This window comes from Rugamonas rubra, assembly GCF_900114705.1.
In the GTDB taxonomy this organism is placed as follows: domain Bacteria; phylum Pseudomonadota; class Gammaproteobacteria; order Burkholderiales; family Burkholderiaceae_D; genus Rugamonas; species Rugamonas rubra.
Window position 1 is genome coordinate 165561 of record NZ_FOTW01000011.1, and the last position, 12752, is coordinate 178312.

Sequence of the window (12752 nt, forward strand, 5' to 3'; positions counted from 1 at the left end):
CCGCCGGCCGCCCGCCGGCGCTACTGCCGGGCGCGGGCGAACTGTTCGAACTGCTCGGCCGGCAACGGCTTGCTGAAGTAGTAGCCCTGCATCTCGTCGCAGCCCTGCTCGCGCAGGAACTCCAGCTGGCCGGCCGTCTCGACGCCCTCGGCGATGGTCTGCAGGCCCAGGCTGCGGGCCATCTGGATGATGGCGCCGACGATCGCCTTGTCCTCCGGGTCGGTGCAGATGTCGCGCACGAAGGACTGGTCGATCTTCAGCTTGTAGATCTTGAACTTCTTCAAATGGCTGAGCGAGGAGTAGCCGGTGCCGAAGTCGTCGATCGACATGCGCACGCCGCGCTCGTGCAGGCTGTTCATGATGGCGATGGCGCCCTGCGGGTCGTGCATCGCCACCCCCTCGGTCAGCTCGAGCTCGAGGTACTCGGCCGGCAGGCCCTCCTCGTCGAGGATCTGGGTCACCAGGCGCGGCAGGTCGGCCTGGCGGAACTGCACCGCCGACAAGTTCACCGCCATCACCAGCGGCGCCAGGCCGGCGTCCATCCAGCGGCGCGCCTGGCGCGCCGCCTGGCGCAGCACCCAGGCGCCGATCGGCAGGATCAGGCCGCTGTCCTCGGCCGCCGGGATGAACTCGGCCGGCGACACCTGGCCCAGCTCGGGCGAGTGCCAGCGCAGCAGCGCCTCGGCGCCGACGATGCGCCCGTCCTGCTGGGAGAACTGCGGCTGGTAGTGCACCTGCAGCTGCTCGCGCTCGAGCGCGTGGCGCAGCGCCGACACCAGCTGCAGGTTGCGCGCCGAGCGCTGCTGCATCTCCGCCGTGAAGAAGCGCAGGTCGTTGCGGCCCTCCTGCTTGACGCGGTACATGGCCGCGTCGGCGCACTGGAACAAGGCCTCCAGGTCGGCGCCGTCGGCCGGGTACAGCGCGATGCCGACCGAGGCCGTCACGTTCAGGTCGTGCGGCGCGATGTGGCAGGGCGCCTCGATCAGGCCGAGCAGGCGGCGCGCCGCCAGCGCGGCGCCGGCCGCGTCCACGCCCGGCAGCACGAACATGAACTCGTCGCCGCCCAGGCGCGCCAGCAGGTCGCCCGGGCGCAGCGTCTGGCGCAGCCGGCCGGCCAGCTCGACCAGCAGGGCGTCGCCGGCGCTGTGGCCGAGCGAGTCGTTGATGTCCTTGAAGCGGTCCAGGTCGAGCAGCATCACCGCCGCCGTCTGGCGGCTTTGCTGCGCCAGGCTCAGCGCGTAGGCGGCGTGGTCGAGCAGCTGGGTGCGGTTGGGCAGGCCGGTCAGCGCGTCGAAGTGGGCCAGGTACTGGATCTGCGCGTCGGCCCGCTTGCGCTCGGTGACGTCGCGCGTGATCCCCAGCAGCATCGGCGGCTCGCCCGGCTCGCCTTCCATCGGCGCGGCGTGCGTCTCCATCCAGCGGGTGCCGCCGCGCAGGCCGCGCACCTCGAACTCGAGCGTGCCGCTGCCGCCCTGCATGACGCGCTGGTGCAGCGCCGTGAAGTCGGCGCGGTAGGCCGGCAGCACCAGCTCGACCAGGTCGTGGCGCTGCAGCTGCTCCAGGCTGTCGGCCTCGAGGATGGCCAGGCCGGCCGCGTTCATCTCCAGCAGGCGGCCCTCGCTGTCGAGCACCTTGATGCACTCCGGCTCGGTCTCGATGATGGTGCGCAGGTGCTGCTCGCTCTTGCGCAGCAGCGCGCTGGACTGCTCGCGCTGGGCCTCGCGGTCGAAGTTCTTCAGGGCGAACTCGATGTCGAGCACCATCTCCAGCAGCAGCTCGCGCACCTCCTGGTCGAAGGCCAGGCGCAGCGCCGAGTACAGCGAGAAGAAGCCGACGATGTGGCCGTCGCGGCGCAGCGGCAGCGCCGCCGAGGCGCCCCAGCCGAACTGCGCGCCGCGGGCGTGCCAGGCGGCGGTGGCCGGATCGGCCTGGAAGTCCTGGCACCAGTAGGGCTGGCCGGCGCGGAACGAGCAGCCGATCGGGCCGCGGCCGTGCGGGTTGGCGGCGTCGAGCGACAGGCGCAGGCCGTCCAGGTACTCGATGCCGTCGCCGTGCGCGGCGGCCGGCACGACGTGGCCGTCGGCGTCGGCGATCATGCCGATCCAGGCCATCGTCATGCCGCCGTGTTCGACCACGGCGCGGCAGATGCGCTCGAACAGCTCGGCCTCGCTGGTGCTGCGCACGATCGCCTGGTTGCACTGGCTCAGCGCGCTGTAGAGCCGGCTGACGCGCTGGTGGCGCGCCAGCGCGGCGCCGCGCTCGGCGTCGATGCGCTGCAGGCTCTGCTGCATCTCGGCCAGCCAGCCCAGCACGCTGTGGCGGCGCCCGGCCGGCACCGGGATGGCGCCGGCGAAGTCGCCGCCGCTGAGCCGCTCGATGCGCTGGTGCAGCAGGTCGGCGCGGCAGCCGAGGATGGCGTCGAGGTCGCGCTTGCTGCGCCACAGCAGGTAGAGCAGCAGCGCGCCGGCCAGCAGCACCGCGGCGCGCATGCTGCGCGCGTTGCCGGCGGCGTTGCGCACCGCCTCCAGGGTGCGCTGCTCGACGCTGTTCTGCACCTGGCCGATCGGCCGCATGATGGCCGCCTTGGCCTGGCGGTACTCGGCGTTGTGCAACAGCTCGCTGGCGGCCTGGCGCCGCGCCGGTTCGGCCGCGCCGCCGCCCTCGAGCAGGGCCATGGCGGCCAGCTCGGTGTGGGTCAGGCTGTCGGAGTTTTGTTTGGCTTCGCTCAGCAGCGAGAATTCCAGCGCGCTGAAGCCGGCCCGCCGCATGCGTTCGAGCAGGGGCGCTTCGGCCGGCGCCGCGCGCGCGGCGGGCGCCGCCGCTTCGGCCGCCGCTTCGGCCGGCGCCAGGTCCCAGTAGGCGTGCGGCTCGATCGGCGCCGCGCCGGGCCGGCCGTCGCGCGCCGCCAGGATGTCCTGGTAGTGCTGGCGGTAGCCCGGCTCGCCGGTGGCCACGTAGCTGCGCACCATGCGGGTCAGCTCGTCGGAGGACTGGCGCAGCTCCTCGGTCAGCTGGTAGGAATGGTAGCGCAACTCGTTGGCGTCGTCGATGCGCTGCTCGGCCCAGACATACAGCCAGAAGCTGGCGCAGAACAGCGCCAGCGCGGCGACGGTGAGCCAGGCGCTGCGCGAGAAACGGGACATGGTGCTGCTGGCGGTGGTGGTCATCTTGGTCGTCGGTGGCGCGCCGTGCCACCGGCGCTGGGCGGGCGAAGGGTTTAGACGGCGGGGCCGACGTCCATGCCGTCGTAGGTCTCGATCTGCTGCTCCTCGGCGAAGCGGTAGAACTCCTGGTTGCGCGCGTGCAGGCTGGCGGCGTCGTGTTTCTCGACCTTTTCGACGTGCAGCCAGCTTTGCGCCGGCGTGCCGTCGGCCTGGGCCGCCGAGTCGAACAGGCCGACCACGCGGTAGCCCTTGGCCACCAGCAGCGGCGCCGCCTGTTCCAGCTTGGCCTTGGCCTGGTCGGCGAAGAAGTAACCCCACAGCAGCGGCTTGCTGCTGTCCCAGGGGGCGTTTTGCGCCATGTCGGCGAACAGTTCGGTCATGTCCTCTTGGCTGATTTTTTTGATGCTCATGCTGCGCTTTCCTTGTGTGTCGTGGTGGCTTGTTAGGCGTATTGTAGCGCCAGCCGCCCGGGCGGTGGCCTTAGGCGAGGGCGGAAAACAACAGCCGCACGCGCAGGCCGCGCCCGCCGGCGCCGTCGGCCAGCACGATGGCGGCGCCGTGCAGGGCGGCGATGTCGGCCACGATGGCCAGGCCCAGGCCGGCGCCGCCGGGGTTGCGCTCGAGCGTGGCGGCGGCGCGGTAGAACGGCGCGAAGACCTTTTCGCGCTCGGCGGCGGCGATGCCGTGGCCGCTGTCCTCGACCTCCAGCAGCACCCGGCCGGGGCCGCCGTCGGCCGCCGCGCCGGCCAGCACGCGCAGCACCACGCTGCCGCCGGGCGGCGTGTAGCGCAGCGCGTTGTCGAGCAGGTTGGCGACCAGCTCGTGCAGCAGCAGGGCGTGGCCGCGCACCAGGCCGTCCAGCTCGGCCTCGAGCGACAGGTCGATGTTGCGCGCGACGGCGGCCGGCGCCTGCTCCAGCGCCACCTGGCGCAAGGTGTCGCGCAGCGCCACCGGGGCCAGCGCCGTGCCCTCGCCGCCATGCTCGATGCGCGCCAAGGTCAGCAGGCGGTTGGCCAGGTTGACCGTCGAGTCGGTGGTGGCGGCGATGCTGCGCACGATCTCGCCCAGCGCGGCGCGCAGCCGCTCAGGGTCGTGCTGTTCGCGCTCGCACTCGCGCAGCGCCAGCTCGGCCTGGGTCTTGAGCACCGTCAGCGGCGTGCGCAACTGGTGCGAGGCGTCGGCGATGAAGCGGCGCTGGCTGGCGATCAGGCTTTGCAGCCGCGCCATGGCGCCGTTCATCGCCGCCACCAGCGGGCGCACCTCCTTGTGCACCAGCGCCGGGTCGACGTCGGACAGGTCGGACAGGCTGCGCGTCTCGACCGCCAGCTTGAGCCGCATCAGCGGGCGCAGCACCAGGCGCACGGCGAACCACACCAGCAGCGCCAGCGCCACCAGCAGGCCGGCCTGCCACAGCAGGGTGTCGAACAGGATCTGGTTGGACAGGCCGCGCCGCGCGTCGAGCGTCTCGGCCACCTGGATCAGCGCGATGCCGCGCATCGAGTCGTCGTACACCGGCTGCAGCAGGGCGGCGATGCGGATGGCCTGGCCGTGGTAGCTGGCGTGGTAGAAGCGCACCAGCGCCGGGTAGGCCTGCGAGCGCGGCACGTTGGCCGGCACCGGCGGCAGGTCGGCGTAGCCGGACACGGTCTCGCCACGGATGCCGGTGACCTTGTAGTAGATGCGGCCCAGGGTGTCGGTCTCGAAGCTGTCGAGGGCGACGTAGGGCACGTCGGCCACCACCTTGCCGTTGACCACCGAGACGCGCTCGGCCAGCGCCCGCGTCGAGGCCAGCAGCGAGCGGTCGTAGGCCATGTCGGCGGCGTCGAGGGCGTTGCGGTAGACCGAGACGGCGTTCAGCAGCACCAGCACGATCAGCGGGCCGAGCAGCCAGCGCAGCAGCTGGCCGCGCAGGCTGCCCAGCGCGGCCGGCGCCGCAGCAGCGCCGGTGGCGGCGCGCGCGCGCAGGGCGGCCGGCAGCCTCATTCAGGCGGCCGGGGCGGCCGGGGCGGCCGGGCTGGCCGGGGCGGCCGGCCTTGGTTGCAGCAGGTAGCCGATGCCGCGCAGCGTGGTGATGACGGCGCCGCCGGCCGCGCCGGCCGCCACGCCGCTGTCGAGCTTCTTGCGCACGCGGTGGATGTACAGCTCGATGGCGTCGAGGTTGGCGTCGTCGGCCAGCGCGAACACCTCGTCGAACAGCTTCTCCTTCGACACGGCGCGGCCGGCGCGGGTGATCAGCGCCTCCAGCACGGCGTGCTCGCGCGGCGTCAACGCCATCGGCGTGCCGGCGTAGCTGAACATGCGCGTCACCGTGTCGAAGCTGAGCGCGCCGCAGCTGTGCACCAGGCTCTCGTTGCCGACGCTGCGGCGCAGCAGCGCCTTGACCCGCGCCTCCAGCTCGGCCAGCTCGAAGGGCTTGGCCAGGTAGTCGTCGGCGCCCAGGTTGAGGCCCTGCACCTTGTCGTCCAGGCCGCCGCGCGCGGTCAGGATCAGCACCGGCGTCTGGCCGCGCGGCGCGGCGCGCGCGCGCAGCCGGCGCAGCACCTCCAGCCCGTCCATGCGCGGCAGCGTCAGGTCGAGGATCACCAGCGCGTAGTCCTGGGTGTGTAGCAGGGCGTCGGCGTCGGCGCCGTTGTCGGCGCACTCGACCGTGAGGTGGGCGTCGCGCAGCGCCTTGGCCAGCCAGCGCGATAGTTCGGTGTGGTCTTCAACTAACAGAATGCGCATATTTTCTTGCCAACAGTTTGAAGTAAGTTCAGTGTAGGGCCACAATCATCGCCGCCGCCGGGCCAATTGGGAAGCGCACCCCGCCGATTGTGGCGCCTTGACGACAAGCCGGGCCCGCCACCCCCGCTGAAAGCCAATTGAAAGGAAGCGACTTCTATAGTGGCAGCCTGATTCAACGATCAGGCAACTCACCAATAACTATATCCTCTGGAGACCCACATGAAGAAAACCACCCTGTCACTCGCCGCGCTGGCCCTGCTGGCCGCCGGCGGCGCCGCCCAGGCCCAATCGAACGTCCAGGTCTACGGCCTGCTCGACATGGGCGTCGACTACGCCTCCGACGCCAAGGCCGGCGGCGGTTCGCTGACCCGGGTCACTTCCGGCGGCATGAACACCTCGCGCTGGGGCCTGCGCGGTAGCGAGGACCTGGGCGGCGGCCTGAAGGCGGTGTTCCAGCTCGAGGGCGGCATCCTGATGGACAGCGGCGCCTCCGACGGCGTGCTGTTCAAGCGCCAGGCCAACGTCGGCCTGGAGGGTGGTTTCGGCCGCGTCGTGCTGGGCCGCTCGTTCAGCAACGTGTACGACACGGTGATCGCCTTCGACCCGATGGGCTTCGCGCCGCTGTACTCGTGGGCCACCTCCGGTCCGGCCACCGGCCCGAGCAAGTACGGCTTCACCACCGCCTTCGACAACCTGGTCAAGTACTCCGGCAAGGTCGGCGCCTTCAAGTTCGGCGCCTCCTACGGCTTCGGCGAACAGGCCAGCGGCGCGCGCGACAGCAGCAAGATGGGCCTGTCGACCGTCTACACCACCGGCCCGGTCAGCCTGATGGCGACCTGGGAGCGGGTCAACGGCAACACCGTGGCCGCCACCGGCAACCGCGACAAGAACACCGTCTGGCACATCGGCGGCAACTACGAGAACGGTCCGCTCAAGCTGACCGCCGTGGTGCGCGACTTCAAGACCGTGGCCGGCAAGGCGCTGACGCCGGACGTCGAGGCGACCACCTACTGGGGCGGCGTCAACTACAAGATCAACGCGGCCACGCTGACCGGCGCGATCTACCACGTCAACGTCAAGAACGTCGCCGGCGGCAAGGATGCCGACCCGACCATGTACGTGGCGCGCTACCGCTACGCGCTGTCCAAGCGCACCGACCTGTACGTTTCGGCCGCCTACGTCAAGGCCAAGAACGGCCAGCTGACCGGCCTGTCGCGCGACGACGCCGGCTTCGGCGAATCGCAGCGCGGTTTCGTCACCGGCATGCAGCACCGCTTCTAAGCCGCGCCTCTAGGCCTCGATCGGGCCCGGCGAATTTTCGAGGAATGTTGAAAAATCGCCGGGTTTTGAAAGCGCTTTGAAAGCTTCACCGTTCTACTATACCCATACCAGATGAAGAAAATTTTGCTGGCTTTGCTGGCGCTGATATCCGTCCCGCCGCAGTCCGGCGCGGCGGCCCAGCCGGCAGGCGTGGAGTGCATCGTCCCGTCCAAGCCGGGCGGCGCGATGGACCTGACCTGCAAGCTGGCGCAACAAGGATTGAACGGACTGCCGGGCCGGCCCGCCGGCGCCATGCACATCAGCTACCTGCCCGGCGGCATAGGCGCGGTGGCCTGGCACTCGCTGGTGTCGCAGCGGCGCGCCGAGCCGAACACCCTGGTGGTGTTCTCCGGCGGCTCGCTGCTCAACCTGGCGCAGGGCAAGTTCGGCCGGGCCACGGCGGGCGACGTGCGCTGGGTGGCGGCGCTGGGCGCCGACTACGGCATGATCGCGGTGCGCGCCGATTCGCCCTACAAGACGCTGGGCGACCTGGTCGCCGCCTTGAGGAAGCAGCCGGACAAGGTGCTGGTGGGTGTCTCGGGCACCATCGGCAGCCAGGATTGGTTGAAGATCGCGCTGGTGGTGAAGGCCGCCGGCGTCGATCCGAAGGTGTTGCGCTTCGTCGCGCTGGAGGGCGGCGGCGAGGCCTTCACCGCGATGCACGCCAACCATGTGCAGGTGGTCTCGGGCGACGCCTCGGAGGCCACGCTGTACTCGGCGGGCGGCAACACGCGGGTGCTGGCGGTGCTGTCGGAACGGCGCCTGCCGGGCGTGTTGGCGAATGTGCCGACGGCGCGCGAGCAGGGCATCGACGTGGTTTGGCCGATCATCCGCGGCGTCTGGATGGGGCCGCAGGTGGCCGAGGGCGACTACCGCAAATGGGTCGCCACCTTCGACCGCGTGCTGGCCACGCCGGAGTTCGCGCAGAGCCGCGCCGCCTACGGCCTGTATCCGTTCAGCCTGACCGGCGAGGCGCTGGCGGCCTACGTGAAGAAGGCGGTCGACGACTACGGCCGGCGCGCCAGCGAACTTGGCTTGATGCGCTAGGCGCCGCCGCAGGCAATACGCAGTACGCGGTACGCAACTCGCAGTAGGAACAAGGCAGTAAAACGCGGTACATAAGGCGAATCATCGCCACATATAAACGACGGAGACAAGACATGATGTTGAAAACCACCCTGGCCGCTGCATTGACCACCGTATTCGCCTCGGCCGCCCTGGCCCAGGTGCCGGCCGGCTACCCGGCCGACTACCAGAAGATCATCGACGGCGCCAAGAAGGAGGGCAAGCTGGTGGTCTACGGCGCCACCGACAGCAAGGCGACCCAGCCGCTGATCAAGGACTTCAGCGCCCAGTTCCCCGGCATCAGCGTCGAGTACAACGACATGAACTCGACCGAGGTGTACAACCGCTTCATCTCCGAGGTGGCGGCCGGCGGCAACACCGCCGACGTCATGTGGTCGTCGGCGATGGACCTGCAGATGCGCCTGGCCTCGGACGGCTACGCCCTCAAGTACAAGTCGGTCGAGGCGGGCAAGATCCCCGGCTGGGCGATCTGGGACGAGCAGGCCTACGGCACCACCTTCGAGCCGGCCGCCATCGTCTACAACAAGCGCCTGGTCGAGGCCAAGGAGGTGCCGCAGACCCACGCCGACTTCACCAAGCTGATCCAACTGCCCAAGTTCAAGGACAAGGTCACCACCTACGACATCGAAAAATCCGGCGTCGGCTTCATGTTCATGACCCAGGACGCGCGCGAGAATCCCAAGTTCCTCGAGCTGGAAAACGCCTTCGGCGCGGCCAAGGTGCGCGTGCAGTCGTCCACCGGCACCATGATGGAGCGCATCTCCTCGGGCGAGAACCTGATCGGCTACAACGTGCTGGGCTCCTACGCCCTGGTGCGCGCCAGGACCGACCCGTCGATCGGCGTGGTGTTGCCGAAGGATTACACGCTGATCCTGTCGCGCGTCATCTTCATCAACAAGGCCGCCAAGAACGTCAACGGCGCCAAGCTGTGGCTCGACTACATGCTGTCGCACCGCGGCCAGACGGTGATCGCCAACGACTCCAAGCTGTACGCCATCCGCGCCGACGTCAGCGGCGAGACCACCTCGGCCGACCTGATCAAGCAAATCGGCAAGGACAACGTCAAGCCGGTGCCGGTGCACCCGATCATCCTGCAGTTCCTCGGCCCGGCCAAGCGCATGGCCTTCCTCAAGCAGTGGAAAGAAACCGCCGGCAAGAAGTAAGCCGCGCCGCTTCACGCTTCACCACCGGGGTCGGTGCCAGGGTTCGCGTCGCGGGCCGTGGCTAATCACGCCCGATCCCGGCCAGCACGCCCCATTTCAAGGCCCGATACTATGCAAACCATGACCCTTCCCAGCTCCGGCCGGCGCAGCCTCAATTGGCCGCGCGGCGTGGTGGTGGCGCTCGCCCTCGTCGCCATCTTCCTGCCGCTGTTCCTGATCTTCTACCAAAGCTTCCTGTCGGCGCCGTTCTTCATGCCGGTCAAGGAGCTCGGCTTCGACGCCTACCGCTTCATCTTCGACGACCCCGACTTCAGCCTCGCCTTCCGCAACGGCCTGATCCTGGCCACCGGCCTGGCGGTGATCGCCGTGCCGCTGGGCGGCATGCTGGCCTTCCTGATGATCCGCACCGACCTGCCGTGCCGCGGCTGGATCGCGCCGATGCTGCTGGTGCCGATCTTCGTCTCGCCGATGGTGATGGGCTTCGGCTACGTGGTCGCCATGGGGCCGGTCGGCTTCTACTCGACCTGGGCCAAGGACCTGCTCGGCTTCATCCCGTGGAACATCTACTCCTTCGGCAGCATCGTCGTCATCGCCGGCCTGACCCACGTGCCGCACGTCTACCTGTACGCCTCGTCGGCGCTGAAGAGCCTCGGCTCCGACGTCGAGGAGGCGGCCCGCGTGGCCGGCGCCTCGCCGCTGCAGGTGATGCTCAACGTCTCGCTGCCGATGATCATGCCGGCGCTGGCCTACGCCGCCGTGCTGGTGTTCTTCCTCGGCTTCGAGGTGTTCGGCCTGGTGCTGGTGCTGGGCGACCCCGAGGGCCACATGGTGCTGGCCACCTACCTGTACAAGTTGACCAACAAGCTGGGCACGCCGTCCTACCACCTGATGGCCGCCGTCGCCGTCTGCCTGGTGATGGTCACCATGCCGCTGGTGATGCTGCAGCGCTGGCTGCTCAAGTCGGCCAACAAATACGTCTCCATCAAGGGCAAGGGCGCGCGCACCAAGGTCATGCCGCTGGGTAACTGGAAATGGCTGGCCTTCGCCCTGATCGCCGGCTGGCTGATGTTCACCATCGTCATGCCGATCTCCGGCATCGTGCTGCGCTCCTTCGTGCTGTACTGGGGCGAGGGCGTGCACCTGGCCGACGTGCTGACCCTGCAGCACTTCCGCGAGATCCTCGAGCAGCCGTCGCTGATGCGCGGCATCCTCAACACGGTGCTGATCGGCGTCATCGGCGGCGCCCTGGCGGTGGTCTGCTACAGCGCCATCGCGCTGGCCATGCACCGCAAGCCGGACGGCATCACCCGCCTGCTCGACTACAGCGTGCTGGTGCCGCGCGCCGTGCCGGGCCTGCTGGCCGGCTTGTCCTTCCTGTGGGTCTTCCTGTTCGTGCCGAGCTGGTTGGACGGCATGTTGAAGGGCATGGACAACAGCGTCGCCCTGTGGCTCAGCGCCCATGCGATACCGCTGCTGCGCGAGGTGCGCTCGACCATCTTCGCGCTGTGGCTGGCCTACTCGGTGGTCTGGCTGGCCTACGGCATGCGGCTGATCTCGGCCGCGCTGCTGCAGGTCGGCCCCGAGCTGGAGGAGGCCGCCCGCGCCGTCGGCGCCAGCCGCGGCCAGGTCAGCCGCGACGTCACCCTGCCGCTGATCAAATACGGCATGCTGGGCGCCTGGCTGATGGTGTTCCTGATCTTCGAGCGCGAGTATTCGACCGGCGTCTACCTGCTCTCGCCCGGCACCGAGGTGATCGGCGCCATGTTGGTGTCGCTGTGGGCCGGCGGTTCGACCGACCTGGTGGCGGCGCTGTCCTTCATCAACATCACGCTGGTCGCCATCGGCCTGGGCATCGCGCTGCGCTTCGGCGTCAAGCTGCATAACTAATCAAATCAAAAACATGAAACGAGACATCATCATGAACGAACTGACCGTCAACGACCTGCACCTGGACTACGGCAGCGGCGCCCACACCAACCCCATCCTCAAGGGCGTCTCGATGCACCTGCAAAAGGGCGAGGTGGTGGCCCTGCTCGGCCCGTCCGGCAGCGGCAAGACCACCTTGCTGCGCGCCGTCGCCGGCCTGGAGAGCGCCAAGTCGGGCACCATCGACATCGGCGAGCGCCGCGTCTTCGACGGCAGCCGCGCCTTCGAGATGCCGGCCGAGCAGCGCAACCTGGGCCTGGTGTTCCAGTCCTACGCGCTGTGGCCGCACAAGACGGTGTTCGACAACGTCGCCTACGGCCTCAAGCTGCGCAAGATGGGCACTAGCGAGATCAAGGAGCGCGTCGACGAGGTGCTCAAGCAGCTCGGCCTGGGCCACCTGGGCGAGCGCTTCCCGCACCAGCTGTCCGGCGGCCAGCAGCAGCGCGTGGCGATCGCCCGCGCGCTGGTCTACAACCCGCCGGTGATCCTGCTCGACGAGCCGCTGTCGAACCTGGACGCCAAGCTGCGCGAGGAGGCGCGCGCCTTCCTGCGCGAGCTGATCGTGCGCCTGGGCCTGTCGGCCCTGATGGTGACCCACGACCAGGCCGAGGCGATGGCCATCTCCGACCGCATCCTGCTGCTCAACAACGGCAAGATCGAACAGCAGGGCACCCCGCAAAGCATGTACGAGACGCCGGACACCCTGTTCACCGCCGAGTTCATGGGCAGCAACAACCGCCTGCCGGCCCGCATCGTGCAGCGCAACGGCGCCGCCGTGCGGCTCGACGTCAACGGCGTGGCGCTCAATGCCACGGCGCGCGGCGCCAGCGGCGGCAAGGAGCCGAGCACCATCATCCGGGTCGAGGAGGTGAAGATCAGCGCCAGCCCGGTGGACAACGCGCTGCAACTGCCGCTGCTCACCTGCATGTACCTGGGCGACCGCTGGGAGTGCCTGTTCAAGGGCGCCGACGGTAGCGAGCTCAGCCTGCGCGCCTACTCGAAGTACCGGCTGGAGCCGGGCAGCTACTGGCTGCAACTGCCGGCCGACAAGCTCTGGGTCTTCTAAGCAAGCCGGCGCCACGCCGCAACCGTCAAGGCCGCCCGGCATCCGCCGTGGCGGCCTTTTTTATGGCCGCGCGCCGTCGCGTCGCCGCAAAGGCCGCAGGCCGTGCCCGCCCGCGTGGTGGCGCCGCCGCCCGACATCTAAAATGCCGCGCCGCCGGCCGGCCGGGGTAGAATGCCGCCTTCGCCAAATTCGGCCCTTGTGCCGGATAGGGGGCTTCTTGTCGATTTTGACAACAGTTAGCGTGGTTATTGGTGAGATTCGCCGGAATGCAACACGCAAATAGTTGCTTTGTGTATATATTTC

Annotated in this window: 9 protein-coding genes; 5 read left to right on the forward strand and 4 right to left on the reverse strand. The window is 69.2% G+C overall.

Features of this window, described 5'->3' with window-relative positions; genetic code table 11:
• Positions 1 to 20: 20 nt before the first annotated feature.
• From BM252_RS12770 to BM252_RS12785, 4 genes are all read right to left on the reverse strand, one after another.
• Positions 21 to 3167 carry a putative bifunctional diguanylate cyclase/phosphodiesterase gene (locus tag BM252_RS12770; RefSeq protein ID WP_174900515.1) on the reverse strand — a complete coding sequence of 1049 codons (3147 nt, stop codon included), beginning with the start codon at positions 3165 to 3167 and terminating at the stop codon, positions 21 to 23.
• A 50-nt stretch (positions 3168 to 3217) separates the two neighbouring features.
• Complete coding sequence (locus BM252_RS12775; RefSeq protein ID WP_093387926.1) at positions 3218 to 3574, reverse strand: ribonuclease E inhibitor RraB; 357 nt, start codon at positions 3572 to 3574, stop codon at positions 3218 to 3220.
• 70 nt (positions 3575 to 3644) lie between these two features.
• Positions 3645 to 5147 (reverse strand): sensor histidine kinase, encoded by a 1503-nt coding sequence (locus tag BM252_RS12780; RefSeq protein ID WP_093387927.1) that lies wholly within the window; start codon positions 5145 to 5147, stop codon positions 3645 to 3647.
• Positions 5148 to 5888, reverse strand: coding sequence for a response regulator (locus BM252_RS12785; protein WP_093387929.1), 741 nt, complete (start codon positions 5886 to 5888; stop codon positions 5148 to 5150). It lies immediately after the preceding gene.
• A 219-nt stretch (positions 5889 to 6107) separates the two neighbouring features.
• On the opposite strand from BM252_RS12785, the gene BM252_RS12790 reads away from it, so the two are divergent.
• The 5 genes from BM252_RS12790 to BM252_RS12810 all read left to right on the forward strand — a co-directional run bounded on the left by BM252_RS12790 (position 6108) and on the right by BM252_RS12810 (position 12449).
• Positions 6108 to 7169 carry a porin gene (locus BM252_RS12790; RefSeq protein WP_093387930.1) on the forward strand — a complete coding sequence of 354 codons (1062 nt, stop codon included), beginning with the start codon at positions 6108 to 6110 and terminating at the stop codon, positions 7167 to 7169.
• Positions 7170 to 7280: 111 nt separating this feature from the next.
• Positions 7281 to 8255 carry a Bug family tripartite tricarboxylate transporter substrate binding protein gene (locus BM252_RS12795; RefSeq protein WP_093387932.1) on the forward strand — a complete coding sequence of 325 codons (975 nt, stop codon included), beginning with the start codon at positions 7281 to 7283 and terminating at the stop codon, positions 8253 to 8255.
• Between the two features lie 113 nt (positions 8256 to 8368).
• Positions 8369 to 9457 carry an ABC transporter substrate-binding protein gene (locus tag BM252_RS12800; RefSeq protein ID WP_093387933.1) on the forward strand — a complete coding sequence of 363 codons (1089 nt, stop codon included), beginning with the start codon at positions 8369 to 8371 and terminating at the stop codon, positions 9455 to 9457.
• Between the two features lie 111 nt (positions 9458 to 9568).
• Positions 9569 to 11344 carry an ABC transporter permease gene (locus BM252_RS12805; protein ID WP_093387935.1) on the forward strand — a complete coding sequence of 592 codons (1776 nt, stop codon included), beginning with the start codon at positions 9569 to 9571 and terminating at the stop codon, positions 11342 to 11344.
• A gap of 31 nt (positions 11345 to 11375) precedes the next feature.
• Positions 11376 to 12449, forward strand: a complete 1074-nt coding sequence (locus BM252_RS12810) for an ABC transporter ATP-binding protein (RefSeq protein WP_093387936.1) — start codon at positions 11376 to 11378, stop codon at positions 12447 to 12449.
• The last annotated feature ends 303 nt before the right edge of the window (positions 12450 to 12752 follow it).

Excerpts from the sequence above, each read along its gene's own strand:
- BM252_RS12775 (WP_093387926.1), bottom strand. The coding sequence starts at position 3,574 with ATGAGCATCAAAAAAATCAGCCAAGAGGACATGACCGAACTGTTCGCC.
- BM252_RS12785 (WP_093387929.1), bottom strand. The coding sequence starts at position 5,888 with ATGCGCATTCTGTTAGTTGAAGACCACACCGAACTATCGCGCTGGCTG.
- BM252_RS12770 (WP_174900515.1), bottom strand. The coding sequence starts at position 3,167 with ATGACCACCACCGCCAGCAGCACCATGTCCCGTTTCTCGCGCAGCGCC.
- BM252_RS12810 (WP_093387936.1), top strand. The coding sequence starts at position 11,376 with ATGAACGAACTGACCGTCAACGACCTGCACCTGGACTACGGCAGCGGC.
- BM252_RS12780 (WP_093387927.1), bottom strand. The coding sequence starts at position 5,147 with ATGAGGCTGCCGGCCGCCCTGCGCGCGCGCGCCGCCACCGGCGCTGCT.
- BM252_RS12795 (WP_093387932.1), top strand. The coding sequence starts at position 7,281 with ATGAAGAAAATTTTGCTGGCTTTGCTGGCGCTGATATCCGTCCCGCCG.
- BM252_RS12805 (WP_093387935.1), top strand. The coding sequence starts at position 9,569 with ATGCAAACCATGACCCTTCCCAGCTCCGGCCGGCGCAGCCTCAATTGG.
- BM252_RS12790 (WP_093387930.1), top strand. The coding sequence starts at position 6,108 with ATGAAGAAAACCACCCTGTCACTCGCCGCGCTGGCCCTGCTGGCCGCC.
- BM252_RS12800 (WP_093387933.1), top strand. The coding sequence starts at position 8,369 with ATGATGTTGAAAACCACCCTGGCCGCTGCATTGACCACCGTATTCGCC.